We start from the raw sequence: 25,680 nt of genomic DNA, 5'->3' as shown, positions 1-25,680 counted from the left end.
CGAGCAACGGTGACGCTCTTTTGCAGTCACTTGTGGCAAATCACACACCCTGCCGAGGCTTCGTCGATCCCGTAGACGTCATCGACCGTGGGCATCTGATTGCCAGCGAGCGGATTCACGCGGCGCCGAGCCAAGAGGCGGGCACGACGCTGCTCGAATTCGCGTTCGATCTCCTCGACGCGCGCCGGTGCACTGAGTTCGTCTAGTCCTTCGCCTTGGCTCCACGTAAACGGAGAGCCGTGGTCACGCGCGGTCTTTTCATAACCCTTGGCCTCGTCAAAGGCTTCCGGGTGTTCACGCATCAGGCGCACCCACTCGATCTTCTGCTGGAAAAAACAGAATGTGCAGCCCGACCGGGTGCGCCAGCGATAGTACTCGGGTTCGCCCAAGCCGGCGCTTTCGAGCGTCTCAATCACCCCGGCACGATTGATGCCGTCGTCGCGTAAGGGGAAATGAACCTGCATATTGCCATGCGTCGCCTGGTAACCCTCACGACTCGGTTCATCTGACCGGATCGCCACATACGAGTGGACGATCACCCCGGCATCGAGGTCCTGGCGGAGCCAATGCTCAAGCGGGCGCAGCTTGAGCTGCCGCGTGCACCAGCGAGTTTTTGGGGAGGGCAAGAAGTGATTGTATTCCTTGAGCCAGAAGTCGAAATCCCGATCCGGATTGAGCCGGGTAATCGGCTTCCCAAGAAACCCTTCGAGCTTGTCGAGAAACGTGTAGACCTCTGCCAGCTCCTTGCCGGTATCGGTAAAGAAGTATTCGAGATCGAGGTCCGGCCGCGTCTGCCGCATGTGGACGGCAAGGGCGGCACTGTCGCGCCCTCCGGAAATTCCGAGGATATGACGTTCACGCACCGCAGCCGTCATCTTGGCTCCATCCCCTTGCCATCAGAAAGGCGTTCTACGATACGCGCCAGAGCGGCAAGCTCGACGGCCGGCCGCATGCCCTTTTCGCGGAGTTGCGCCATCAAATCGTCCGCCGCTTTGTCTGCGGCGGCAAGCTCCTGCTTAGACACCTGGAACGCATGGAAGAGGGGCTTTTCCTTCGGGTCGAGGCCCACCATTACGGATATGGCCTGCGACGTGGGTGACCGGTCCCGGACCGCAGCGAAGGTCTCCGCCTCGCGGAAGCGCAGGCAGAGTTTCGCGAGCTCGAACATCGCCTGTTCCTGCTCGCGGTCGGACCAGTTGCGCGGCGGCTTATGTATGAGCAGACTCGCCAAACCCTCGATGTCGCCCTCACCGCCCTCAAAGGCGCCGGCGCGCATGATGAAGGCATCAACCCGCAGCTCGGCCGAGACTCCTGAAGCAGTCGACGACCGCGGGCCGACACCTTCAAACATCTCGGCGTCGACGCCCAGATGCTCCGCAAGGCTTTTGCGGAGCGCCTCGAGCATTTTCGGGTAGGCGTGCTCGGCCTTGGTGAGAGCGGTCACCACGCTCACTCCGGGGTCCGGCTCTCCCTCTAGCGCCGACGCCAGATCCGAAAACAATAGTGCCTCCGGATCGCTAGCCTTCAGCACGATGTCCCTGACCTTTCGAACCTTCTCGGGTAAGGTCTGGGTTCGCTGTGCCCACAACGGTAGAGCATGAAAGCGCTGATATAGTGCCGACGCGACAGGAAGTGCCTTCGCTTCAACGGGAGTTGCTTTGGTCGACAGAAGGGCGGCGAGCTGCTGAACGAAGGCTTCGTCGCGCTTCGAGCGCGAGATTCGCCGGAACTCGATGGCTGCGGGATCCTGGAGAATGCGGTCGGCTACAATATCATCAACAGCGGGCTGGAAAACGCCGTCGACGTAGACCGCCACTGCGTTTCGGTGCGCCAGCAGATAGGACAACACCAGCACCGGCATGACGCCGCGTTTGATGCCGTACGGTCTGGTAGCCCATGTGTCGAAAAGGTCGGCCAGGTTCACCCGCTTCTCACCGAGCTCCGTCCATGCAGACTTTAGCGTCCTGCCTGCTTTGTCGCCGCCAGGATCGGTAAAGCGCCAAACACCCTTCTCGTCCTGCCTGTGCAGGCCCAGGGGCCGAACGATGGTCAGATAAAGCCCTCGCTCGACGGGGTAGTTCTCAATACCAAGGTCCGGAACGTCGGCCTTCGAAGCCATGGCATGCATCAACGTGCGCAGGCCCGCCATGGCCGCTGTCGAAGGTTTATCCCGGTAGAGCAACTCCGATTGGATGACGGGCGCGCTGCCGAAGGCAGCCGTCGAAAGAGCCGACGCTATGACCGTCAGCTCCCTGCCATCGAGCTTCTTGCCGGCTGAATCCTTCGCGCTGTCGCCGAAAGCCCACCAGCGTGCCGACGAGAAAGCCTTAAGCAGGTCACTTCTAACAATTTCGGCGATCAAGGCTTTGCGGGCCGACAGTTCCCGTCGAGCGATCCGATCACCCTCTAGCTGCGGATGGGTCACTTCGATGCGATCGAGGGCATAAAGGTCCGTCGCGTGGTCCCTCAGCATGTAGACCTGTTCGCTAGCGGCCACACCGGCGAGGACGCCCAAATTCTCCAATTCGGTGCTGAGCTGCTTCGCGGCGACTTTGACCGGTGCTTCGAAGCTTCGCGCATCCGGAAGCAGCATGATGAGAAGACCCGCCGATCGCCGCTTCGTCTTCGCCAAAGATGCGGCGGTTCTCTTTGCCCATGCTGCGGGACTTTGAGGGCTCTCCTCGGCGAACTGGATAATCACATCGAAGGTGCGTAACGCCCCGGTCGAAAAGTAGTGACTCTTCGCGGCGATCGGTCCCACGCCCAACCGGGAGGGCAAATCGGCGAGTACATCCGCATCGAGCTTTAGCGCGACCTTGTTGATCGCCTCATCAAGGTCGAAATCGCTGCCGGCGAATAGAGCGTATCCGCCGAGCCGCGGCTGCCGGATGAGGATCGCGCGGTTGACCAATTCGTCGATGGCCGCAGCGATCTCGGCCTTCTTCGCTTCGGGCGCGCAAAGAGTGAGGATGTCGTCGGCAACCGCGAGTCCGGAGCCGTTCCGGAACATCTCGACCACGGCCGCCGCCTTGGCAAGCTTCGCGGACAGCGTGCCGTGGAGGGCAGCTTTCTCCACGGCCTCCATGGCCAGGGTCATCCGATTGCTTTCAGGACCAACAGATAAGGCGCTGCCGAAGTTGGCGACCAGATAGTCCCAGAGTTGATCGGGTCCATACCAAGCGTTTGCGCTGACCTCGGTCCGCGCCAGGTGCGCTTGAAATCCGTTCGGTTCAGACGACGAGAGAAATCCGAAAACGCTCCGCTCGTTCTGCGCGAATCGCTGGCGCGATACCGGTCCGAGCAAGAGCGCCGAGACCGGGTGCAGGGGCCACGTCTGAGTCAGAACCTCCGTGAGGCCTGCCACATCGACCGGCCGGCGGTGCGAAATGGCTTCCGCCGTGAGAGCAGCGATTGTCTTGGCGGTTGCCGGAGCTTGATCACTGCCGATCGCCCGCGCGATGAGCGCCGCAACCTCGTCGGCCTGCGCAACAAAGGGCACGTTTTGGTAACGACCCTGAACTTTCGCCCATTCGTTCCGACCGGTGCGGCTCAGCCGATTGGCATATTGCTCGAAGGACTGATGTAAGATGCCGACAAGGACCAGCCGACCGTCTGAGCGTGCCGCGCGCTCGGCGAGATCCTGCAAAATGTGTACGTCCCCGGCAGAGCTTGTCGCGTGCTCGAGGAATTTGCCCAGCTCGTCGATGACGATGAGCAGCCCGCCTTTTTGCCGAGCTCTAGCCTCGAGCTCATCAATCAGCACGCGCTCGTCACGGGCAGCGTCCAGTGCCAATTGCGGCCACTGAAACTGCTCCGCGGCCACGTCTGCCAATGCATCTGCAAGGCTGGTGCGCCGGCCAGTCAGCGCGAGGACTTCCCAAGCGCGGCCGCGTCCGGGGAAGGCCGATGAAAACTGTTCCGCCAACTCGGTGCCGACGATCCCTTCGGCGAGAGCGCGCTGCTTCTTGCTGCCGGCCACTAGGTTGGCGACGAGCAGGGCAGCACAGGATTTGCCGCCGCCATAGGGGCCGGTCCAGGTGAAGGCGTATTGCGATCCATCGGCGATCCCGGTCAGCATGGCAACGAGCGATTTGCGCACGCTCGCTTGCAGCACGTAGCCGGTCAGCGGCGGAGTGCCGTTGAGGTCCGTATCGATCCTCGCGGAAAGGGCGAACCGGCGCTCGACCTTGACGATGTCGGCGAGCTTGGTCATGCGGCCCTCCGAGCCCGGTACCCAGCCTTGATGAGGCCGAAGTCGTCGATCTCCTCGAGACGGCTATTCAATGCGACCTGACGGAGGCCCGCCGTATCGGTCCACACCATCTTCCCGCTAGTCGCGTCGTCGATGCTCATGAGGCGCGCAACCAGGCTGTCCTCATCAAGTTTGAAGACGCGGCCCGGGGAGCCAGGGCCATACTGCGCCTGCTCCACCGAGACGGTTGGCGACAGCGGGTGATGACGCTCCCAAAAGCGCTTTAGTACGAGAGCAAAGATGCTGTCCTCGAGCGAAGGCTTCTGCCCACGCACGAATTCGAACTGCCCGGTTGACCGATGCTCACGCAAAAGCCCGAGTTCGACCAGAAGCGGTTCCGCTGCATCTTCCCCTGAATCGGAGTGGCGAGGCGCGTAACTGCGCACGAACACTTCTACGTCGCGCTTCAGCGTCTCAGACGTCGCCCTCGCCGTGGCGCGGGCGTCAACGATGGCCGCCATGGCCCTAACGAGGTCATCCCTGGTAAAGGCGATCTGATTGAGGAGGTTGAAGGCGTAGTAGAATGTTGTTGCCGCATGCGGCTCACTCACGAGGTGGGCATGCATCAGCCACAGGGTGGTCGGATGCTCAAGGTATGGATCGAGCCCGGTGCCGTCCGCGAAGATCAGCCGGCCCAGATCGGTGGCTCGAAGATGAGTAGGGCCGTCCTCTAGGACCTTGGTCGCCAAAGCCCAATGCCGCATCGAGAGCGCCATGTTCTTGCCGACACCAAAGATAGCGATTGCGCCTTGTTCCTGAAATGTTCTACGATCAACCCCGTCCGGGCCGGACGCATGATCGAACGCCTTCTTCAGCCACAAGAGCCGCAGCGAAAATGTCTCGTGGCCGGAAACGCGGATGGCGGTGGCCGGGTCATAAAGGTCATGCAACATGGGAGCGGATGCTACTGGAGACCGCCGCCAGTTGGCAATCCCTAGCGGCCGACTATTTGGGACAGCACGAGCGCCGCCTCCGTGGCATCCGCCTCGGTATTATAGCGCGAGAAGTACAACCGAACAGTTTCTGACGCTTGTTCCTCAGTTAATCCCATCTGTAGTAGTACATGAGATGCAGTAATCTTCCCACTTGTACAAGCTGATCCTTCGGAAATTGCAATCCGATCTCCGGCTCGCGCAATTATGGACATCGCGTCATTGCCAGGAAATCTGAGGCTAAGGCTACCGGGTGCGCGGCTTGGCTCAGGAATATTTTCAATAAACTGCACCTGCCTGCTGCGCAGCTCTTCGAGGAATAGGGCGGACAGGGTCCGAGAGTGGGTCGCATCCGTACCAAGCCGCGACCTGGAGACCCTCGCGGCGGCGCCAAACCCGACGACGAGCGGGGTGGGTACTGTCCCAGGGCGGATACCGGCCTCCTGACTGCCGCCGAACAGCACCGGCAACGGCCTGACGTGAGCCGCAGATGACACGAACAGCGCGCCGATGCCCATGGGGCCGTACATTTTGTGCGAGGACAGGCTCGCAAAATCAAAGTCTACACAGTCAAAAGGAACCTTCCCGATCCCCTGTGCGGCGTCGACATGGACGAGGGCGCCGGCTGCCCGGGCTATGCGGACGATATCGGCGAGGGGTTGGATTGACCCTACCTCGTTATTGACCGCCATCACCGACACCAACAGCGTCCGGTCGCCGACCATCCGCTCCAGAGCCAAGATGTCGATGACGCCGTTTTCGGTGACCGGCGCTTCAATGATCCGGAAGCCGGCGCTTCGAAGCGAGTGCGCGGACGACAGCACGCTCTTGTGCTCGATGGCTGACACCACGATTTCCCGTCGGTCGATGCCACCCTCGAGCGCCGCGAGGGCGGTACCCCTTATCGCGATGTTGTTCGCCTCCGTAGCCCCGGAAGTGAAGATAAGTTCCTGCGGATCAGAGCCGACCAAAGAAGCGAGTTCCGAACGCGCGTTCTCGACCGCCTGCGCCGCCAACATGCCCGCGAGGTGAGGGGAGTGGGGATTGCCGGCTTGAGCATGCCACCACGGTGACATCGCCTCCAACGCCTCTGGGGCGAGGGGCGTAGTCGAGTGGCCATCAAGATAGATCGACATGGGCGCAAAGGAACTCTGAGTCGTCGGGTCGACCGAACCTAGTCCAACTCGACTGAAATTCGAAGTGAGCACTCGATCGAGAAGAGCGCCATCTCGTGATAAACTCGGGAGCCACTAAGAGAGGTTTTCATGGCCGACGACAACGACGTTACAGTCAACGAAATCTACAAGGAGCAGTACGCCCATTTCCGAGCGATGAATGACATCCTTTACAAAATCCCGCCGCTATTTTCGTTTGCGATCGGCGGGCTCTGGTACTTCGCGGCGACCCAGCTCAAATCCGACCGGCTGATCGCGATCGGCATCTTTCTGTTCGCCGCCTTTGTGAGCATCTGCAGCGTGTTCATCATGAAACGCTTTAGCCTGGCGTTCAGCCGCTACATTTCCAATCTCAACAAGCTAGACGGCGAATATGCGGTCTCCCTAAAGGACCAGACGTGGCCGCCTTCGACAGTGAAAATAATCCAGTTCCTGTTGTGGGTCGCCACGGCCATTTCGCTTGCTGGAATGATCTACGCCATCGTCCTCCTCCTGTGTCGCGCGCCTCCTGCCTAGTCGACCCCGCGCGCGCCGTCTTGAGCGGCGATGGCCGACACAACGTCCTCGATATCTTCGTCCGACAAGAATGGCGCCTGAGCAAAGACGGTCGACGGCTCGCCGCTCAGACGCGCGGCCAGATGTCCGAGACCGAGCAGATTCTCGGCACCCTTCATGCCCAAAGCGATCTCCGACGTCCCAACGCTCGCAACCTTGAGGATGAGACGGTTGCCCAGATTGTCACGCAGCTGCACGGGCATGACGCCAGCATCAGGCCGCTGTGCAGCGAAGACGAGGTGGATACCGGCGGCCCGCGCCTTGACCCCAAGCCTCGAGACGATCGACGTCACGGCACCCTTGTAATCTTCGGTAAGCATCCACTCGGCGAACTCGTCATGGACCAGGAACTTCATCGGCAAGCGTGCTTCTGGCGCGGCCTTGATATTGAACGACCGGATGTCGCGGGTGCCGTTCTCCCTGAACAGCTCGTAGCGTCGATCCATCTCGACGACGAGCCCCTCCATCATTTTGATCGCCGTGGCTTGGTCGATGACGATCCCCCCCTTCACATGCGGTAACCGCTCGATCGCGGAGTAATCGACACCCATCTTGGGATCGATCAGGTGTATGTGGACCAGGGCACTCGGATTGGTCGCTGCAATGTCGAGGATCAGCGCCTGGATCAGGACGGATTTGCCGCTGCCGGTAGCGCCGGCGATGAGCGTGTGCGGGTCGTGTTGGGATCCACTAGCGAATGGCCCACCCAGGTTCAGATAGAGAATCTCGCCGTCAAGTTCACGCAGCCCCAACAGGAAGCTTGTGTTGAGCCCGGCCGCGTTGCGGTTCAAGGCGCGGCGCGCCCAAAGATCCCACATCGAAACGATCTGACGTTTTGGCCTTGCCACGCCCACGACGATCTCGCCGGGCAATGGAGAGACAGAAATCAGTCTCAGCCCGTGCGTGGTCAGAAGCGCTGATTGCTTCGCCTCGATGTCTTCGACGCGAAGTCGATCGCTGCCGACGAACCGCACGAGCGCAGCATTTGGCGTCAATCGCATCCCTGCGATCTTGGCCTGCAGATTGTAGCCCATGAGCGCCGTGCGCAGCCGATTGGCAGTGGCCTCAAGCCATTGGTCGTCCTCGCCGGCCGCCGATTGAATCTGGCCGGCCCGCCGGGACACCAAACCGGCAAAACTCTCGCCGCCCTGGGAGACTGGTCCCAGCGTCGGTTGCTCGTTTTGTTCGGGTGAACCGGACGGCGCAGCCGATGGATTGGCAGCCTCATTGATACCGGTATCCCCGACAAGCACCGTGTCGGCACTCCTTTTCGGCGCTGCCGGAGGTGGCGAGGAGGCGCCAGGGGAGCTCGGGGGACCGCCGTTGGATGCGGGGCCGGGACCATTCGCCGGGCCGCCCTTCGTGGTCCACCGAACACGCGGCGCCGGAGCGCGAAACTCCGATTTCTCCCACGGCCTACGATCGCCCAAGGCGCTCCTGATTGGCATCAATGCATCAGACGCCTCATAGGCCTTGATCAACTGCCGAAGACCATCGCGCGTAAAGATCTCCTGCAGACCCCGAACCTCGGTCACTTCGTCGTGGTCGCCGGGCGAACCTCCCGCGTCGGCAGGCCCCGAGACGAAGATATGAGAATAGCCCTTGAGGTCGATCTCCACTGTGCCGTTGCGGATACCATTCCTCACCTCCTCGAGCGAGAAACCCGAACTCAGGGCCGAGGGTTCGTCGAGCAGGATGTCTGCGAGACGAGAAAGCCAAAGGTCGCGGTCCAGGCGTCCCGGATCGCCAAACAGGGCATCCTCAACCCTACGCATCGTCTGTCGCAGCTGCTGACCAGAATGGCGTTTCGCTTCGGCCAGGCCACTAGCCTCGACATACTTCGCCTCTGTCACAACGGCGCGGAGCCTTGGTCGGCCATCGAGGCCCGGATCCACGCTTAGCGCAAGAATGTCAGCAATCCCTTCCTCTCGCTGGCCCAGCCATTGCGCGTAGTCGTCAAGAAGGAACCAGGACGCGGGACGCTTCTGAAACTCCTCGGCAACAAGGGCGCGACTGAGAACCAGACCGATCAGCTCGCCGGCCGACACGCCGCGCTTGGCCGCGCGCAATATGACGTCCCCGGAAATGGCCGTCGCATCGGCTATCATCCGGTCCGCGAGCGCGGTTAGGCGATCATCGCTGAGCCCCAGGCTGAGCTGATCGAGGCGGCGACGAACGAGCACGGGCAGGACGCGCAGGTCGGATGTCGAGGACACCACCATGTTGCGGCCGTGTGTCCGCTCACGCCGATATCGAATGACTTTGATGCCTTGGGCCGCGAGCTGCTGCTTATCGAGAAGGTCGTCATACGTCGCGACCCACTCTGCCAACCCATGGACATCCTTGAACATGGCTTCAAGGCCATGGTCCTGCAGCGAGATCTGCCGGGCAGGAAGGTAGTGCTCGTTATCGCGATGCGACTGCTTGCGGATTACGGCTGCTAGGGCGTCAAGGTAGGACCAGCCAACCCGAGGTTGGCGCGGCGAAACCAAGTAGCTGGTCGCCGTGAGTTGTTCCTCGCCCACGACTCTCCGGTACGACCAGCGAGGTGGAACGTGATCAAGGATCAAGGGGTCGGCGTCGTCGTTGCGGGGCACGGAGAACCACGACTCCCGGGCCTGTCTCGACACGACATCGTGGAGGAACGCCACATCGACGCTGCGCTCATCGGGGGCCCGCCGCCCGGTGCCGCCCTCGAGCATCACACCGATCCTGAGCTTGGACATGAAGTTGAGCGACGTTTCACTCACGACGATCGCGTCGGGGTCGTTGCCCGATTGATCCAGCAGGTCGGTATAGACCTTATTGAGCTTCGAGCGGTCTCGGTGGCGTACGAGGACGTTGCAGTGAACCTCCTCTTCATGCACCGATCCAAGAGCGTTGACAGTGGCCAAGGGCAGGCCAGCAGCGTCGCAGTTGTAGAGCATGATACTCAGGTTCGCTCGTTCGTGTGGCTGCAGGTCGAGATAGCGGCCAATCAGGCCTCGGATCTCGCGTGCGGCCTCCGCCGGGTCGACGTCTGTAGACGCCTCCGAAGGGTCACGAACCGGCCTCTCCATCAAGCTGTAGTCGTTGAGTGTGCTCGTCTCGGTGAGCAGAACGGCTTCGCCGCCCGTGAACCCGGGCACAGCCTCAGGGTAGTAAGGGTGAACGAGCTCGGCCCGGAGGTCGGTAAAGAAGAGCCGTTGGTCGCCAAAGTTGACCTCTTCGGCCTTGAGCAGGTGATCCAAGAGGCCACAAAGGGCACGCATCTTGACTGCTGTCGCCGCCATTCGCATGGGGTGCCAAGGCGCTACGATGGCCGCCGGGGGGGCCCCAGCTATCTGAACAGAGCCGATCCTAAGGATGGGCCCCCAAAGGTCGCGACGGTTCAAGTCGCCCGGCGCCGACCTTCGAAGTTGCTCGAGAAGGTTGCCGTAAAGATCGGCTTGATCGAGTTGCGGTATTCCGCCCATACCATTGGACCACCAATCTGCAAGGGCCGTCGTGTAGGCCGCCACGAAGGCAGTCCACGCCTCCCCAAGGTCCGCGCCGGCAGGCGGGGTAATACGACCGGCCGAAACCGCTGCCTTGATGGCCTTGGGCAATGCCTTGCCCAAGTCTTCGACGTTGGTCGAACGCGGAACCAGGGATCCGGCATCCTGACGGAAGGATGGCTGCAACGTTCCGACGTCAGCGAGCGACACCGACTGCATCGCCCCCTTCTTGCTGACCAGCATGCGCGACACTTCGGCTATGCCGAGCGGATTCTTCTCAAGTCTGGCGAGGTCGTCGGGCAGGGCCAGACCGATGGCATTCGGCTCGCCGCGCCAGATCAACTGAACGACGTTCTTCTCTGCCGCGGAGCCAGCTCCCACCGTGAGGGTGAGGTCGAATTTGATTTGGATATTGGCGCGCGAGGTCGAAACGTTCTCGCGGAACTTCCGCCTCTTCCTAGCGGCTTCGAGGAGAGCCTCGAACTCAAATATGTGCGGCGTGTCCCAGCTCACCGCTGCTGGAAGTATTTTTGGGAGCGCCTTGTATTTGAGGCTAAAGGCGCGCGCGACGTCGGCATTCATGTCGAGCCATTGCGTCTTTGTCCGGCGCGATGACCGGATTTCGATCCGACGGGGCATCTTGAGTGTGCCCAGTTGCGCAAATAGCCGCTCGATGGCGCGAACCAACCCGTCCAGAAAATCCGTGCACTCGATCGGTCGCCCGTAGACGAATTTCTCCCATTTGGCCCGCAATTGCCGATTGGCGGCAAGGTCCTCGCGATGCGCTTCGAAGAACTCGCGGTCGTCCTCCCGTGCCTCCTTGAGCGACCTGCCTTTGAGATCGCTCAGGTACGCCTTGTCAGGCTCGCTCAGTCGGTCAGGACGCTCATAGTCGAAAAACTGGACCGTTTCCTCGGGGAGCTTCAGCTTCTTCAGCTTCAGGCCAGAGAAAACGAGCAGGATGTTGTCCTGCTCCCACTCGAGTTCAGCGAGCTTTTCGGTTTCCTCGCGCCAGCCGGCCGGTGAACTTATGAACGCGTCGATCGTCGGATGCAGTTCCGCTGCGATCTCATCGCGAACGGTTTCGAACTGATCCCGCAGCTCTTCGGATTCGATCGGCTGACGGTTCGGGCGCTGTTTTGAAAGCAGTGGTCTGCGGTCGCTGATCAGTTTGTCGTAGAGCCGCCGCCAACGGCTCTGCTGCTGAAAATCCTTCGGCCGTTGCGATCGGAAATAGCCGGTATCACGCGGCAATTGCAGTGCCGGCAACGCCCAGCCGAGGGCGTCGGCGACCGGGAGAGACATGTTCTCGATGGCATCTCGCGTCATGGCAATATAAGTGCTGAGCTGCGCAAGCGGCCAATCGTCGACGTTGGAAAGAGCCTTCAGGGCGATCTGCCATGCATCGATGTGCTCCTGCGGCAGTCCAAGACCGTCGGACGCGGGCAGAACCCAATAGGCCGGGCCCTCCTTGAGCTCCTTGGCGCCGATCAATGCTACATCATGGAGTGAAGCGCCCTGGTCATCGTCGGTGTTTGCGATAAGCAGCGCAGGACGGTCGCATTCGGCGTGCCGCCATGCGACGGTTCTCTCATCCGTGATCACCGCTTCGGGGAGACCTTGGCCATCCACCAAAGCGCGAGGAACTGCGATCTTCACGCGGGACTGAAAGGACGCGTCTGAGACCAGCTGCCTGACGATTGCCGCAACCTGCGGACCGGTAAGGCGATCAAGCATGAAGCGGGCAGTCCCGCTGTCAGGCCCGAGACCCTGCAAGCGCTCCTCGAGCGCTGAAGCCCCCGCAGTGCCGATGAGATCGAGCGCGTTCATGCTCTCACCTCGCGACGGAACGGGTTCTCCACATAGGCCGCCGAGTCCGACAGACGGTTGAGCAGCCCGAGGCTGATCAGCCGTTCCTCCAATCGCCGGGCATTATCGGAAAAGTCCTCTTGGTCGGCTTTGCCGGCGCCGATGATGCTCGCCGCCTGTTGGTCTCCGATCACAAATCCATAGCGGGCGTAGAGTTCGGCGAGGAAGTCCTTGAACTCCATCCGCTCCCGGACGCAGCACACTACCAATGTCTTGAGCAGCCGGTCGGTCGGTGCATAGCGTACGCGCCGGCTTGAGCGTCGCGAGCTCAGTCCGATCTGCCGCGCCCAGGTGGAGTGAACCTTGCCGACATGCTGAGCATGGCGGGTCTTGGCCCTGCCGACGAGTTCCTCGATCAATTCCCCGGGGTTAGTCATCCCGGTCGGGAGGTCGTCGGGGTCCGGCCAGTCGAATTGGCGTGCTAAGACCTCTGCCGCGCTGAGGACGGCATCATCGGACGCGACGGCAACTTGCCACTCGTGAGATGCTTCGGCACTGCGGACATAACGCTCTATGGCCAAGCCTGGCAGCGCGTTGTTGGCCTGGAAGGAGTCCGCCGCGAGGTCGCGAACCACTGTTTTTCGCGGCGACACAATCTCGCAGATCATCGTAATGGGTACCGAATCGAGGAGTTCGCGCGCGCGGTCGAGCTGATATCGAACAAGGTTGAGTCCCGTGATGTTCACGATGTGCGGCAGAGCATCGAAAACCGATATGGGGCTGTCGAGAATGGCGATCCAATCGTCGGCGAGTTGATCGAAGATCGGGTGGGTCGAGCAGGGCAGGTAGGAGCCCGGGCGATCACGCTCGGCGAGTTGGGATTCGCCCTGCAGCGCTGCTACCAATCGATCGTAGACGGTGGGCTGCTCGAAAAGCTTTCCGACCAGCCGTTCCTTGAGCTCGGGGGCCCGCTTTGACCGGCAAAGCATCAGATAGAGAACTTCGCCGGTGCGGGCAAAGAAGCGTCTATCAGTTGAGACGCCAGACGCCGTCACGGCGGCATCTTCATAGAGAGCGCTTGGACCGAACGGGAATACGAACTTTGAACTCCAGCGCTTGTTGCTGGCGCCTTCGATAGCCGAAGATTGCAAGAATCCCACAACGGATGCGAAATCGTCAAAGGTGTCGAACCGACCGCGGAGGTAACTGAAGTCCCGGCTCTCGAGGCCGCCGGCATTCTGTTCCATCAGCTCCAGCCACTTGGTCCAGGCTGCATCGTCGGAGAGACGTTCGGCCCCGATGGTCAACAGGTAGGGATTGTTGAAGATGAGATTGCGCAGCCGCAATTGGGTCTGGGGCCGGTACGAGAGTGCGTTGAACTCCGCCTCCGCCAATGCGCGGCCAGCGAGTTGCTCCGACCTCAGCACTCCGAGAAACTCAAGAAGGATCAGCCACGGCGTCTGTTCGTCGTGCAGACGGTGCCCCCAGATTGCCTCGTCGACCCAGAACGCTGGTCCGGTGCGATCCTCATGCGAGATCGGGCGTTTCAAGATCTCCATTGCTAGAGCCTCACTGTAACGCTACGCGATGACGCTCTGCCGTCGGGATTGAGGTCGATGAATTTGAGGACGATTCCATCGCCGCGATCATCACCATCGAACTCGCGGCGCCGCTCGACGGCACTAAGGAGCCTCGCCTTGAATGCAAGAAGATCCTCATGACATTCGAGCGAAAAGCTGGTGGGCAGTGCGCCCTCGGCGACGCGTCCCAGGAATTCAAACCGCGTCGTCGATAGCTGCAGCGTGACCGCAGGCGGATCATCGCGCGCTAGCTTGACTACGAGCTTCATGCCACCGGCGCCGTCACTGAGGAGCGCGACTTCCTCGCCGCCACGACGGGCCACGGAAACGAACTCCTCAAGCAGGGGACTCGTCCTCGACTGAGATTGGCTTCCCGAACTCGCCAGAACAAGCTCGTCCTGGTTCTGGATCAGCATGCCGGTAAACACGCGATTGAGGCCGCGCATGAGCATGGGCATCACTTGCCGGGGCAAGGGCCGTTTTTCGGACAAAGCGCGGGTGGTCTCGAGATACAGGCCCGCGTATCGAAAGACCGTCAGATCCCACAGGTCCAAGGTATCGGCCAGCTCGTCGGAAATGGTGAAGAAGAGCCGCTGACGTTGCCCGCGGAGCATTCCGAGAAAGCGCGTGACCGCTCCCGGATCGTCGCCCTCCAGGTAGGATTGCTGCGCGCGCTTGTAGGCGGGCGTCTCACCATAGACCTGATCCGACTGCACCAGGGCCCGATAGGTCTCCACCAGCGCAGGATCGTCGGCGCCGTACACCAGCATGTTGTCGACTTTGTTGCTCGTCTCAGAGCCGATCCCGAATAGGTTGAGCTTACGAAAGGGCTCGGTTCTTTCCGCCCGACTTGGCCTCAAATTGCCCCCGAATACGTTGCGGTAAGGACTGGCCCGCTCCGCGGTTCCGGCGGACGCTAACTCCGCGACGTCGGTGCACGCCATCAGTCCGTCCCTCGCATCGGGATGGCCGAGAATGACGTTCGTGACGAGCGACAGTACCTGCCGGATGGTGAAGTGACCTCCGTTCTGTTCGCTGGCTTCGACGAGGTTGCCCAATCGACGCCGAAAGAGGCCATTGTCATTGGTTCCGATCAGCCGGTCGCGGTTCTCCCGAATTGGGCAGGTTCCTTCCCCCAAGGCCGGGCAGTCCGGGCAGCCGTTCCATCCTGGGTGCTGAGTGACCGCGTCGATGACCTGGTCGATCATCACTGCGGCGGCGGATCGGCTAAGATCTCTCAGATCGAGCTTGATGGCGGCATTTCCGCTGCGGCCTGCGACCAGCAGGTTCTCGACCACGTCGACGAGGGCGGTGGTGGTCTTGTCACTGCCCGCGGTCTTCAGCTTCTCAAGCAGCTGTCCATGATTGGCCGCCATCAAATAGACCCTTGGGGAATTCGGGTTGGCGACGTCCCACGCCATCTGCTCGATCAGCGGCTTGCTCTCATCGGAACGAAGTTCGCTTAGATCCTTGACAACGATGAGTTGTCGAGAGCCCAAGCTGAGCCTTTGGATCTTCTCTCCGGCGTTCCACTCTTCGATAGTGCCGCCCAGTTCAAGCCATACACGCCGGCAGTGGTAGGTCTTTCCATCACCAGCAGTGCCCGTGAGGATGATGGACTGGCATTCGTCTGATCTGAAGTTGTCGACTAGCCATCCGAGATATTGGGCGGGTAGCTCGATGGGCTCGATTTTCAAGCGGGCCAAAGCCCGTTGGATGGTCTCGTCGTACATATTGTCGTTGGTGGGGATGGGGCCGTAGTTCCGAAGGAACCGGATCCAATTGTTCGTTGGCATGCACTATCCCCCACGACTGCCGCCTTGCGCTGACGACCGTCCTGGAATTCCAGCGCAGCCCCATTAAATCAGTCAGTTGCAGACTACTGTAGAACTTGTAAAACGCAACAATACACTAAGCTGCAGGTGACGCGGCTCGGCGCCTACTCACCGAGCCGGAACCATCAGGCTGCGCCGGAGTGCCGCACCGTCCAGCCATGGCTTTGTCGTCTTCATCAAATGCGATGGTGAGCACGTTGATCACGAGATGGTTCGTTCCAGTACTCCGCCCTTCCAAACGATAGTGACTATGTTTGAGGACCATGGCGTCCAGCCGAATTCGGCGCACTCATCAAAAACCTGGCCGTCACGCCCGGCGCCTAGGACCGAGATTGTTCGCGCATTTGGTGGCGGATAACCCGTCGACGACGCGCGGAACAATGTCGGTTGGCGTTATCGCATATGGAACTCGACCTTCCTTTTTGTGCTTCGAAAGTGGCATAAAAAGCAGTCTGGAATTTGACACCGACCGCTTGTGCTTTGGTCATCCAATCGAGGTTTCCACGGCGTGATTCAGGGGAGAGATGGTCTTGGCCATCTCTCCCCCGCGAATGCTGCCTGCGACAGAGCGGGACCGCCCGCTCGCAAGGCGGCGCTGCCTCCCATCGGCTGAACTGATCCGATCCGCCCCGCTCGACGCGCAGCCCAGCTCCGCTCGCCGGCATTCGCCCCCCCACTCTGCCGCGCGCTCACGCGCCCCCGGAAGGCATGCCGAGGGGCATGCCTTCGGCATGTAACGGGAAAGGACCAGCACCATGACCATCCATGCAAAGAACGTTGAATTAACGTCGATGACTGTCGATCACGCCCCGGCATCGAGTGCTGTGGTATCGACGCCGCGAAGTTCGACGCGGTCGATCATGGACTCACTCCAGGCCCGTATAGCCGCCGCCTGTTCAGGGGAGAGCGGATCGAGGAAGAATCGGCGTACGTTGCCGAGGTGGCCGAGAATGGCACTCTCCGCCAGATGACGTCCATCCGTCGTCAGTCCGATGCCGGTGCGTCGCCCGCTTGTCCCACCCTCGGTTCGTTCGACCAATCCGCGGAGGCGACCGATCCTACGGGGTTGGCCGCGAACAGCCGCCGGTTTTCGCCAAGTGTATATCAATATCGGATTACATCCGGTCAAGATTGAATTGGATTTGTTGGGCCTCACTTTCTAGGGTCTCTTCGAAGAAACGGTCGAGCATTTAAGGGAGCGGGCGCATGGCCCGGCACTCATTCGTTTCATGCCGGCTGCGGGGCAGCCCCATCACTGGCCATACCCGCAACGCCGTCTTGCCACCATCGGCGTTGTGAACCGGTGGGACGAAGCCGACAGCAACTTGGATGCCGGGAACGCCTAGAATGCCGCACGGAGCAATCGACAAGACCTATGGGAACGCTCTTTCGCCATTGGACGGTTATGACATTTCCCTGTTTGAGCGCCAGTCGGAAATCTCTCGCGCTACTCGCATTCGGCGATGGCTGCATAAACACGCGCCAGAAGTCACTGACACACTCGTGCGTCAAATGCTGCTCGGCTCAGCGAAGCTTTTAGCTTCAACCACGAAATCGGCTGCAATTCTGAAGGCCACGGTGACCACTCCGAAGGGCACCACCGAAGCTGGCCTGTCGGTCCTTCAGCACGAAAATACGCTCGCGCAATTGCTTTCGCGAGCCGTCCGAGATGCTCATCAACGGGCGCGTGAGCTTGGGCTCGGTGGTCTGGTTGCCCGCAGTCTCGGATGTTCGAATGGCCGCCATCCAGCGGTCACGCCCTGCAGCATCAAGGCAGGGTCACTTCTAATAAAACAAATAATGGGGAATTGACATGACTCAACTGATATCTCGTCGCGCCTTCGGCAAGCTCGTCACCGCGAGCGCTGGCCTCGCCGCACTCTCCTCTCTGCCGAGCCTCATGCGGCCCGTGTATGCGCAGGGTGCTGGCGGGATCGTGATTGCAATTGCCAACGACCCCCAAAGCCTCGATCCGCTGGCCATCGAGTCGCAGGTGCCGGCCCAGGTGACCTGGAACGTCTACGAGCCGCTGCTAACTCGCGATACCACCGGCAAGATCGTCCCGGGGCTAGCAGAATCCTTCACCCGAACCAGCCCGACGACTGCGCAGGTCAAGTTGAAGAGCGGCATTCGCTTTCACGATGGCAGTGCTTTCGATGCCGAGGCTGCCGCCTTCAGCATTAACCGCATCATCGACCCGCAAACGAAATCGCAGTGGATCGGTACCGTCAACACAATCACGGGTGCTAAAGCTATCGCCTCAGATGTCGTGGAAATATCCACGAAGGAGCCAGATCCAGTCCTAGAAGCCCGTCTTACGGTCATCGCGATGATGGCACCCGGTTGGACGAAAGAAGTTGGCAATCAGGTCGGCGTACAGGCGAATGGCACTGGTCCCTACAAGTTCATCGCCTGGAAGCGCAATCTTTCGGTCGACCTAGAGGCGAACGCTGACTATTGGGGCGGCACGCCGTCGATCAAGGCAATTACCTTCCGTATAATCCCGGAGGATGCAACCCGCTACCAATCGGTCAAAACCAAAGAAGTGGATCTCTACCTTGGTCTGCTGCCGGACCAGATTTCGGGACTGGAAAAGTATGCGGCCGGCATCGGTCAGGAGTTCTCCTTCATTCGCTTCAGCAATCTTGAGGGCTCCGGTCTCGCCGATCCGAGATTGCGTCAAGCCATCAACTATGCCGTCGACAAAGCTGGTATCCATGCGGCTCTCTATCAGAGTCAGGGGGCTCTGCTGAACGGCCAGCTTTCCGCACCGGGCATGTTTGGCTATAATCCGAACCTGCAACCCTATCCGTACGATTTGGAGAAGGCGCGTAGCCTTGTCCAGGAGGCGGGTGCTCAGGGTCGGCATATCACGATCGAGGGTCCAAAAGGGCGTTACACTGGAGACGCCGTTGAATTGCAAGCACTGGCTGCCATGATCGAGCAGTCGGGTCTTGGGGTCAATCTGGTGCTGCGTGATCCCAACAACTGGGTGCGCATCGGCGACCGCAACCAGACACCCGTTCCGCCAGAAGGCTGGTACGTGCGTCACGATAATTCGACCTTCGATGCCGACCGCACGCTCGGCTCGTACTACACCCCCAACGGGTCGTACTCGGCGTACCAGAACAAGGAGATCGACGATCTCTTCGCCCAGTCCCGCAAGGAGATGGACTCGACCAAGCGAGAAGGCTTGCTACATAACATCTTCGATATCGGACGCGAGAAGGATCCGATGGGTTTGTTCCTGTTCCAGCATGCGGCGCTTTGGGGCATGACACCGCGGGTGAATTTCACGCCGCGCGCCGACGGCTTGCTGTTCGTCAAGGACATCAACTTGACCGCATAGGTTAACTCCCAAGTGCCGCTGGGTTCACCGGAGGTTGCTTCGGTGAACCCAGGACTCTTCGTTTCAAAGGGTACGTCATGCTTAAGTTGGTCACCCATCGCCTATTGCATTCCGCCATTTTGATCTTTGGTGTCGTTTCCGTCATTTTCTTCACTAACTTCGTTCTAGGCGACCCGGTGCGGGTTTTGCTTCCAGCTTCCACGCCACAGGAGGCTGTCGAAGCCTTCCGCGCTCAGATGGGGTTTGATCGGCCAATCTTGGTCCAGTATCTCGACTACATCTCAGGCGTGCTGACTGGTGATTTCGGGTTGAGCTGGTGGCAGAAGGCTGATGCGCTGACCATTGCGGTCCGTCCACTGACGGCGACGCTTGAGCTCGGCCTAGTCGCCATGCTGATCGCCTCGGTCTTCGGTATCACAATTGGCATTGCGGCGGCTGCCAAGCCTGACAGTTGGATTGATCGCCTGGCGACGTCGATCTCGATTGTTGGCGTTTCGCTGCCGTTGATCTGGTTCACCCTAATGCTCGCCTTGGTCTTCTCGGTTTTCCTTGGCTGGTTGCCAACTGCTGGATATGGAACCTGGGCGCACATGGTGCTTCCGGTCGTCTCTTTGGCGGCGCTTCCGCTGGGGCGCACCGTGCAGATAACCCGGGCGGCCATGATCGATGAAATGGCGAAACCCTACATCACGACGGCCCGAGCGCGCGGCCTGAGCGAGCGGCGAATTATGTTTCGCCATGCTTTGCGCAACGCACTTCCGCCGATCGTTACCGAAATCGGCTGGGAAAGTGCGGTACTGCTTACGGGTTACACTATTATCGTTGAATCCGTGTTTGGCTGGCCCGGTTTTGGTTTTGCCAGCTATCACGCCATCCTGACGCGCGACATGCCCGTCATCGGTGCCATGGCGTTCGTCGCTGCCGTGATCGTGGTGATCATCAATATCCTAGTCGATATTGCCTACGTCATCATCAATCCCACTATCCGCTACGAATAAGTGAGCCGATTAAATGAACCAGACAGTCCCTTCCGCTCATATCCACCCGGGGCGCAATTCCGTGTTCGACCGTGCTTTTTTTCGCTGGCTGAAGGCCTACTCCGCAGATTGGTTCGCCACGGCAGCGCTTGGACTTTTCGTCGTCATCATAGTCGGGTCGGTCTTTGCCAATGCATTCGCGCCGCATGACCCATTTCAGCAAAACCTGCTGATGCGATTGAAGCCGCCGGTGGGCTTCGAGGGAGGATTGTGGAGATACCCTTTTGGAACTGATCTGCTCGGCCGCGATATTCTTAGCCGCGTTATGTACGGCGGCCGTTGGTCGCTCGGTATCGGCTTCGCTGTCGTCCTGATCGGTGGTGCGGTTGGCACCATTGTTGGCCTGCTGACCGGCTACTTTGGAGGCCGCATTGACGCGGCGGTGATGCGCTACATCGATTTCCAAACTTCGATCCCATATTTCTTGCTGGCCCTCACCATCATGGCGGCGATCGGACCAGGCGTTCGAAACTTGGTGATCGTTCTGTCGATCGGAAGCTGGCCGCTCTTTGCTCGCTTTGCCAGGTCCATCATGCTGTCGCTGAAGAGCCAGGCCTTTATCGAGGCCGCGCGTGTCGGAGGCGCCAAAGAGATGACGATCATGGTGCGTCATGCATTTCCGAACATCCTGTCTCCGCTGACCACGCTTTCCACGCTTGAACTGTCGCGCATCATCCTAAGCGAGGCCGGATTGAGCTATCTCGGAATGGGCGTTCAGCCGCCTAACCCGGCTTGGGGGCTGATGGTGTCGGAGGCACACGACTACGTCGCTACTGCCAACTGGGCAGTTACCATCCCGGGCCTGTTTATCTTGCTGACAGTTCTCAGCATCAACATTTGCGCCAACAGGTTGCGGCGTTCGACCGATCCTCTGCAGCGCGGTCGGGCTTGAGGGGACACAAAATGGGAGTATATGCCGATATGGCACAGAGTAACGAAACCGGTAGTATGGTCAAAGAGCCGGTGCTCTCCGTCCGCGACCTGGAAGTCGAGTATCGTCTGGGCAAGTCAACTGTTCGAGCAGTCAACGGTTTGTCTTTTGATCTCAATCCGGGGCAGACATTGGCCATTGTGGGAGAAAGCGGCTCAGGCAAGAGCGCCAGCATGCTTGCCCTAACACGGCTGATACCTTCCCCACCAGGTTTCGTCACCAAGGGACAAGTGATGTTCAACGGGCAGAACTTGCTTTCCCTGCCGCCGAAGGAGTTGCAGAAAGTACGCGGTCCCGGAATCGCGATGATTTTCCAGGATCCAATGACAGCTCTTAACCCGCTAATGAAGATTGGCCGGCAGATCACTGAAGGGCTCGAGGTTCATTTCAAATTGTCATCGGCGCAAGCGCATAAGCGTGCGGTCGAGCTGCTCAAGATGGTGGGGATCGTCGACGCCGAGGAACGCTTCAACGACTATCCGATTCAATTCTCCGGCGGCATGCGTCAGCGCGTCATGATCGCCAGCGCGATCGCATGCAATCCGAAAGTTTTGATCGCCGACGAGCCAACCACCGCGCTTGACGTTACGATCCAGATGCAGGTGATCGAGGTTATTAATCGGTTGCGGTCCGAAACCGAGATGGGGGTAATTTGGATCACCCATGATTTGGGAGTAGTTGCCGGCCTCGCCGACAAGGTGATCGTGATGTATGCTGGCCGAGCGGTGGAGATCGCCGCAGTTGACGACCTCTTCTACCGTCCACATCACCCTTACGCGATGGGGCTACTCAGGTCGGTGCCGAGTATTGCCGGAGAGAAGCGCCGCAGACTGAGGGTGATCGAGGGGCTCCCACCGGATCTCACTCGGACAATCGAAGGCTGCCCCTTCTTTTCACGCTGCGATAAGAAAATGGACATTTGTGCATCTTTGATGCCAGAGACCCGCCGCGTCGAGATTAGCGGTTTCGTAGCATGCCATTGGGATGTCGTTACCCAGCATGCCGTCGCCAATCCCACCTATTCTGTCGAGGGCCGGCAATGAACCAAGTCAAGGCCAAACTAGTCGAAAGACAGCCGCTTCTGGAGATCACGGGACTATCTGTCTCCTTCAACAAGGGTGCCGACAAGGTGAAGGCGGTCGATAATGTATCGCTTTCGGTCAGTGCCGGAGAGACGCTGGGCCTTGTCGGAGAGAGCGGATGCGGTAAGTCGACGCTGGCCCGCTCCATCATCCGACTGCAGTCGCTCGACAGCGGCACTATTACCTTCCAAGGGCAGCCATTCCATGCGTTGCAGGGTGCGGCACTGCGTAAGGCTAGGCGCGACATGCAGATGGTATTTCAGGATCCGTACTCGTCGCTCAACCCTCGCATGAAGATTGCGGACATCGTAGCCGACCCGCTGCGCAACAATTCGGATATGAGCCCTGCCGCCACACAGGAACGAGTCCTCTATCTCTTGGATCGAGTGGGGCTGCCCATGCGCGCTGCAGCAGCCTATCCGCACGAACTGTCTGGCGGCCAGCGGCAAAGGGTCGGCATCGCCAGGGCACTGGCCCTGGATCCTAAGTTCATCATTTGTGACGAGGCGATTTCCGCCCTGGATGTGTCGATTCAGGCGCAGATCATCAATCTCCTGCAGGATCTGCAAGAGTCGATGGAACTGACCTACCTCTTCATTGCACACGATATCGCGGTGGTGCGCCATATTTGCACCCGTATCGCGGTGATGTACCTCGGCCAGATTGTAGAAATTGGGACTGCGGAGCAGATCTGTGACGCGCCCCAGCACCCTTACACTAAGGCGCTGCTCAGTGCCGTGCCAGTTCCCGACCCGATCAGAGAACGAAAGCGTTATCAGACCACACAGGCGATTAGGGGCGAAATCTCAAAGGTGTCGCATGAGGGTTGCAAGTTCGCGTCACGTTGTCCGGTACGCGACATTGCTATGCAGACACGGAAGATCGACTGCAGTGCGGTTGCGCCGGAGCTGATCAACTTGTCGTCTGGCCATTTCGGCGCCTGTCACCTTTTGGCTGGAAATGCGCCTAGTAGTAACCGTCCGGTGAATGCCGCGGTCAAGCTGCTTTGAAGGATCGCCAATTCCACGGTAGTAGTTCTTGCGCCGGTCCAGTGGGATTGTTAGCGATGCGGCCGAGCACGTTTCCGAGCCATTCTTGCTCAACGTGACCATGGGCGCGGCCCTCGCGGAGCTGGCGCAGAGCTACGACATTCGGCCCAGTGCAAAGCCGCAAAGGGTGCTCTCGGCCGGATTGTTTGTGTCTCAGATGCCGTCATCGAGGGATGGACTCAGCGCTCCCAGCCTAAGCCGAGCCAATCGGATTGACGACGGAGATCTCGACAGGCGGGTAACGCTTGTCGAGATCCCGTTCTTGCAGTGGAGCCAACAACGGCGCGCTTTGTTCCCGGCGGACGTGCGGGCGCTCATCCTGGGTAGAGCTGTTGACCGTGCACCCGGTTTCCCGGTTTCGAATGATGTGTCGCTTGACCGCTGCGAGCGAAATCGCTGGGGCTTGTTGGCCGGTCAGCGAGCAGAACTGCCGCGTGGCGTGAGCCCAGACAGCGTCAGCCTTGGATAATAATGCGCTTGTACCTAACGGACGGGTGCCCCCAGATGGCGGCGGTAAACGCCCTGCCCTTTGCCCAGGATCTGGCCATAGTATGGGCACCCCGCAGGCGCCTACCTGCGGCTAACTTCGACACGCTCGGATTGACACAGCTGAGCTAGGTCGACGGCTTTCCCCGCTGTGAGTAACATTATTACCTATACGGGCGACAATGCAGAAAGCCGTTACCCTGGATCATATAGATCGCCAGATTCTCAACCATCTGCAGGCCGATGGAAGCTTGTCCATCAGCGAACTGGCCGATCGGTTGGCGATGACGCCTCCACCGTGCTGGCGGCGTGTCAGGCGCCTCAAGGACGAAGGAATATTGAAGAGACAGTCCTGGCATCTCGATCCGGTGGCGCTTGGGCTGAACGTCACCATCTACGCCAGCGTCAAGCTCGCCACTCATGACAGCGATGCGACCACGGCGTTTCGAACCCGAATCCAGACCTTGCCGGAAGTGCTGGAATGCTACGTCCTGCTCGGCAACATAGATGTTCTTCTAAAAATCGTCGTGCCCGATATGCGCTACTATGAGGAGTTCTTTTACAAAAAACTCTCTCAGCTGCCGAGTGTGCGCGAAGTCACATCCAGCGTCGTTATGAGCCAAGTGAAGAATACAGGCACCTTACCCCTCACGCATCTATCACTCTAATCGACATGGATTCTGGCGGCCGCCCGTCGCGCGGCCTGTTGCGAGGCATAATGCAGCTCTTCCAGCCGCATGCGCCTCACTGATACGGGATGGCCAAAGCCATCGATGCCCGAGCTTGGCAATGCGAGAGCCGTACTTGATCTGGTAAGGCGCTTTTTCGCTCCCTGATGAGAGCGGCTTTCATCGAGCCGCGCTACTGTCGAATCGGGATCGCGCGCGGCCGCCCGCATCGAATTAACGTCGATGACTGTCGATCACGCCCCGGCATCGAGTGCTGTGGTATCGACGCCGCGAAGTTCGACGCGGTCGATCATGGACTCACTCCAGGCCCGTATAGCCGCCGCCTGTTCAGGGGAGAGCGGATCGAGGAAGAATCGGCGTACGTTGCCGAGGTGGCCGAGAATGGCACTCTCCGCCAGATGACGTCCATCCGTCGTCAGTCCGATGCCGGTGCGTCGCCCGCTTGTCCCACCCTCGGTTCGTTCGACCAATCCGCGGCTTTCCATCCGCGTCAGTTGATGCGACACACGGCTCTTCTCCCAACCAAGAGCCTCCCCCAAAGCCATGACCCGCACCTGCGGGCCGGATGCTCTGAGAAGTGCGACGAGCACGCTGAACTCGGCTTTCGAGATGCCGAATTCACGCTGCAGGCCACGCTCGATTTCCTGGGCAAGAAGGCGTTGGGCGCGCATCCACGTGTCCCAGAGGTCCCATTCCTCGCGCTTGAGAACGTCAGTTTCTATCATGCGACAGAGGATAACGTCCGGATGTTGACGTATCAACTCCTGTCTTATAAGTTGATGCATCAACTTGTTGATGGGACGATCATGACTCTACGCATTGGTATCATTCTCGGCAGCACCCGACCTGGACGTCGAGGCATTCAGATCGCCTCATGGGTATTGGATACCGCACGAGCCTATGGCAGCGCCGAGTACGAACTGGTTGACCTCGCAGACCACAATCTCGGGAACCTGGACGAAGCTGGGAACCCTAATCACCAGCTGTACGAACACGCTCACACCCAGAAATGGGGCGAACTGGTCGAGAGCTTTGACGGCTACATGTTCATCGTCCCCGAGTACAACCATTCGTTTCCCGGCGCGCTGAAGAACGCTTTGGACTATGTCTATCGAGAGTGGAACAACAAGGCCGCCGGCATCGTAAGTTACGGCGGATGGGCCGCCGGTGTCCGGGCGGCGGAGGCCCTTCGGCTGGTTCTCGCGGAACTTCAAGTGGCCACGGTCCGGGCGCAACCCGCCGTTCCACTGATTCCTACGTTCTCCTCGGGCGTTTTTGTCCCCAGCGACGGCATTGCGGCCTCGGTTGTCAGCATGCTCGACCAACTGATCGCATGGTCCAGCGCAATGCGCAGCGTGCGCGAGGCAAAAGCCAGTTCAGCTGCCTAGCAGGACTTTGCACTGGAGGTCCCGCGGCAGGGTCCGGTCCCGGGCCAAAAGTGGG

At 59.9% G+C, this 25,680-nt stretch carries 17 protein-coding genes; 9 read left to right on the top strand and 8 right to left on the bottom strand.

What is annotated here, in order from left to right; translation table 11 throughout:
• Window positions 1-26: 26 nt before the first annotated feature.
• The 4 genes from AmiPiv_RS15660 to AmiPiv_RS15645 are packed head-to-tail and all read right to left on the bottom strand — an operon-like array spanning window position 27 to window position 6,320.
• Complete coding sequence (locus tag AmiPiv_RS15660) at window positions 27-875, bottom strand: phosphoadenosine phosphosulfate reductase family protein (RefSeq protein WP_340038414.1); 849 nt, start codon at window positions 873-875, stop codon at window positions 27-29.
• A complete protein-coding gene (locus AmiPiv_RS15655; RefSeq protein WP_340038413.1) occupies window positions 872-4,213 on the bottom strand; it encodes a hypothetical protein in 3,342 nt (1,113 codons plus the stop codon). Before AmiPiv_RS15655 ends, AmiPiv_RS15660 begins: the two co-directional genes overlap by 4 nt.
• Window positions 4,210-5,145, bottom strand: a complete 936-nt coding sequence (locus AmiPiv_RS15650) for a DUF4007 family protein (RefSeq protein ID WP_340038412.1) — start codon at window positions 5,143-5,145, stop codon at window positions 4,210-4,212. Before AmiPiv_RS15650 ends, AmiPiv_RS15655 begins: the two co-directional genes overlap by 4 nt.
• 41 nt (window positions 5,146-5,186) lie before the next feature.
• Complete coding sequence (locus tag AmiPiv_RS15645; protein WP_340038411.1) at window positions 5,187-6,320, bottom strand: cysteine desulfurase family protein; 1,134 nt, start codon at window positions 6,318-6,320, stop codon at window positions 5,187-5,189.
• 129 nt (window positions 6,321-6,449) lie between these two features.
• Here AmiPiv_RS15645 and AmiPiv_RS15640 point away from each other — a divergent pair, with 129 nt between their 5' ends.
• Entirely contained in the window at window positions 6,450-6,875 is a 426-nt protein-coding gene (locus AmiPiv_RS15640; protein ID WP_340038410.1) for a hypothetical protein, read from the top strand.
• On the opposite strand, the gene AmiPiv_RS15635 is transcribed toward AmiPiv_RS15640, so the two are convergent.
• Genes AmiPiv_RS15635 through AmiPiv_RS15625 form a run of 3 tightly spaced genes read right to left on the bottom strand, consistent with a single transcriptional unit; the run spans window position 6,872 to window position 15,575 of the window.
• Entirely contained in the window at window positions 6,872-12,220 is a 5,349-nt protein-coding gene (locus AmiPiv_RS15635) for an FtsK/SpoIIIE domain-containing protein (protein WP_340038409.1), read from the bottom strand. The genes AmiPiv_RS15640 and AmiPiv_RS15635 overlap by 4 nt on opposite strands.
• The gene (locus tag AmiPiv_RS15630; protein ID WP_340038408.1) at window positions 12,217-13,758 is read right to left on the bottom strand and encodes a hypothetical protein; all 1,542 of its coding nucleotides are present in this window, start codon (window positions 13,756-13,758) and stop codon (window positions 12,217-12,219) included. Before AmiPiv_RS15630 ends, AmiPiv_RS15635 begins: the two co-directional genes overlap by 4 nt.
• Before the next feature lie 2 nt (window positions 13,759-13,760).
• Window positions 13,761-15,575, bottom strand: coding sequence for a hypothetical protein (locus tag AmiPiv_RS15625; protein WP_340038407.1), 1,815 nt, complete (start codon window positions 15,573-15,575; stop codon window positions 13,761-13,763).
• Between the two features lie 1,386 nt (window positions 15,576-16,961).
• Here AmiPiv_RS15625 and AmiPiv_RS15620 point away from each other — a divergent pair.
• The 7 genes from AmiPiv_RS15620 to AmiPiv_RS15590 all read left to right on the top strand — a co-directional run bounded on the left by AmiPiv_RS15620 (window position 16,962) and on the right by AmiPiv_RS15590 (window position 24,216).
• Window positions 16,962-17,426 carry a pyrroline-5-carboxylate reductase family protein gene (locus AmiPiv_RS15620; RefSeq protein ID WP_340038406.1) on the top strand — a complete coding sequence of 155 codons (465 nt, stop codon included), beginning with the start codon at window positions 16,962-16,964 and terminating at the stop codon, window positions 17,424-17,426.
• 1 nt (window position 17,427) lies between these two features.
• The gene (locus tag AmiPiv_RS15615; RefSeq protein WP_340038405.1) at window positions 17,428-18,963 is read left to right on the top strand and encodes an ABC transporter substrate-binding protein; all 1,536 of its coding nucleotides are present in this window, start codon (window positions 17,428-17,430) and stop codon (window positions 18,961-18,963) included.
• 77 nt (window positions 18,964-19,040) lie between these two features.
• Complete coding sequence (locus tag AmiPiv_RS15610; protein WP_340038404.1) at window positions 19,041-19,961, top strand: ABC transporter permease; 921 nt, start codon at window positions 19,041-19,043, stop codon at window positions 19,959-19,961.
• A 13-nt stretch (window positions 19,962-19,974) separates the two neighbouring features.
• Window positions 19,975-20,892, top strand: coding sequence for an ABC transporter permease (locus AmiPiv_RS15605; protein ID WP_340038403.1), 918 nt, complete (start codon window positions 19,975-19,977; stop codon window positions 20,890-20,892).
• Window positions 20,893-20,921: 29 nt separating this feature from the next.
• Window positions 20,922-21,974: an ABC transporter ATP-binding protein gene (locus AmiPiv_RS15600; RefSeq protein WP_340038402.1), complete on the top strand. Its 1,053-nt coding sequence runs from the start codon at window positions 20,922-20,924 to the stop codon at window positions 21,972-21,974.
• Window positions 21,971-23,023 carry an ABC transporter ATP-binding protein gene (locus AmiPiv_RS15595; RefSeq protein ID WP_340038401.1) on the top strand — a complete coding sequence of 351 codons (1,053 nt, stop codon included), beginning with the start codon at window positions 21,971-21,973 and terminating at the stop codon, window positions 23,021-23,023. The genes AmiPiv_RS15600 and AmiPiv_RS15595 overlap by 4 nt, the downstream gene beginning before the upstream one ends.
• Before the next feature lie 707 nt (window positions 23,024-23,730).
• Complete coding sequence (locus AmiPiv_RS15590; RefSeq protein WP_340038400.1) at window positions 23,731-24,216, top strand: Lrp/AsnC family transcriptional regulator; 486 nt, start codon at window positions 23,731-23,733, stop codon at window positions 24,214-24,216.
• A gap of 254 nt (window positions 24,217-24,470) precedes the next feature.
• Here AmiPiv_RS15590 and AmiPiv_RS15585 read toward each other — a convergent pair whose 3' ends face one another.
• Window positions 24,471-24,908: a MarR family winged helix-turn-helix transcriptional regulator gene (locus AmiPiv_RS15585; protein ID WP_340038399.1), complete on the bottom strand. Its 438-nt coding sequence runs from the start codon at window positions 24,906-24,908 to the stop codon at window positions 24,471-24,473.
• Window positions 24,909-24,983: 75 nt separating this feature from the next.
• Between AmiPiv_RS15585 and AmiPiv_RS15580 the strand changes: the two genes are divergently transcribed.
• Window positions 24,984-25,625, top strand: a complete 642-nt coding sequence (locus tag AmiPiv_RS15580; protein ID WP_340038398.1) for an NADPH-dependent FMN reductase — start codon at window positions 24,984-24,986, stop codon at window positions 25,623-25,625.
• Window positions 25,626-25,680 lie beyond the last annotated feature (55 nt).

This window comes from Aminobacter sp. Piv2-1 (assembly GCF_037625995.1).
GTDB lineage: Bacteria > Pseudomonadota > Alphaproteobacteria > Rhizobiales > Rhizobiaceae > Aminobacter.
The sequence above is the reverse complement of the archived record's forward strand: the minus strand, read 5'-3'. Positions and strand labels throughout refer to the sequence as shown.

What these genes read in the sequence shown, in the direction of transcription:
- AmiPiv_RS15660 (WP_340038414.1), bottom strand. Translation starts at nt 875, where the DNA reads ATGACGGCTGCGGTGCGTGAACGTCATATCCTCGGAATTTCCGGAGGG.
- AmiPiv_RS15655 (WP_340038413.1), bottom strand. Translation starts at nt 4,213, where the DNA reads ATGACCAAGCTCGCCGACATCGTCAAGGTCGAGCGCCGGTTCGCCCTT.
- AmiPiv_RS15650 (WP_340038412.1), bottom strand. Translation starts at nt 5,145, where the DNA reads ATGTTGCATGACCTTTATGACCCGGCCACCGCCATCCGCGTTTCCGGC.
- AmiPiv_RS15645 (WP_340038411.1), bottom strand. Translation starts at nt 6,320, where the DNA reads ATGTCGATCTATCTTGATGGCCACTCGACTACGCCCCTCGCCCCAGAG.
- AmiPiv_RS15640 (WP_340038410.1), top strand. Translation starts at nt 6,450, where the DNA reads ATGGCCGACGACAACGACGTTACAGTCAACGAAATCTACAAGGAGCAG.
- AmiPiv_RS15635 (WP_340038409.1), bottom strand. Translation starts at nt 12,220, where the DNA reads ATGAACGCGCTCGATCTCATCGGCACTGCGGGGGCTTCAGCGCTCGAG.
- AmiPiv_RS15630 (WP_340038408.1), bottom strand. Translation starts at nt 13,758, where the DNA reads ATGGAGATCTTGAAACGCCCGATCTCGCATGAGGATCGCACCGGACCA.
- AmiPiv_RS15625 (WP_340038407.1), bottom strand. Translation starts at nt 15,575, where the DNA reads ATGCCAACGAACAATTGGATCCGGTTCCTTCGGAACTACGGCCCCATC.
- AmiPiv_RS15620 (WP_340038406.1), top strand. Translation starts at nt 16,962, where the DNA reads ATGCCGCACGGAGCAATCGACAAGACCTATGGGAACGCTCTTTCGCCA.
- AmiPiv_RS15615 (WP_340038405.1), top strand. Translation starts at nt 17,428, where the DNA reads ATGACTCAACTGATATCTCGTCGCGCCTTCGGCAAGCTCGTCACCGCG.
- AmiPiv_RS15610 (WP_340038404.1), top strand. Translation starts at nt 19,041, where the DNA reads ATGCTTAAGTTGGTCACCCATCGCCTATTGCATTCCGCCATTTTGATC.
- AmiPiv_RS15605 (WP_340038403.1), top strand. Translation starts at nt 19,975, where the DNA reads ATGAACCAGACAGTCCCTTCCGCTCATATCCACCCGGGGCGCAATTCC.
- AmiPiv_RS15600 (WP_340038402.1), top strand. Translation starts at nt 20,922, where the DNA reads ATGGCACAGAGTAACGAAACCGGTAGTATGGTCAAAGAGCCGGTGCTC.
- AmiPiv_RS15595 (WP_340038401.1), top strand. Translation starts at nt 21,971, where the DNA reads ATGAACCAAGTCAAGGCCAAACTAGTCGAAAGACAGCCGCTTCTGGAG.
- AmiPiv_RS15590 (WP_340038400.1), top strand. Translation starts at nt 23,731, where the DNA reads ATGCAGAAAGCCGTTACCCTGGATCATATAGATCGCCAGATTCTCAAC.
- AmiPiv_RS15585 (WP_340038399.1), bottom strand. Translation starts at nt 24,908, where the DNA reads ATGCGCGCCCAACGCCTTCTTGCCCAGGAAATCGAGCGTGGCCTGCAG.
- AmiPiv_RS15580 (WP_340038398.1), top strand. Translation starts at nt 24,984, where the DNA reads ATGTTGACGTATCAACTCCTGTCTTATAAGTTGATGCATCAACTTGTT.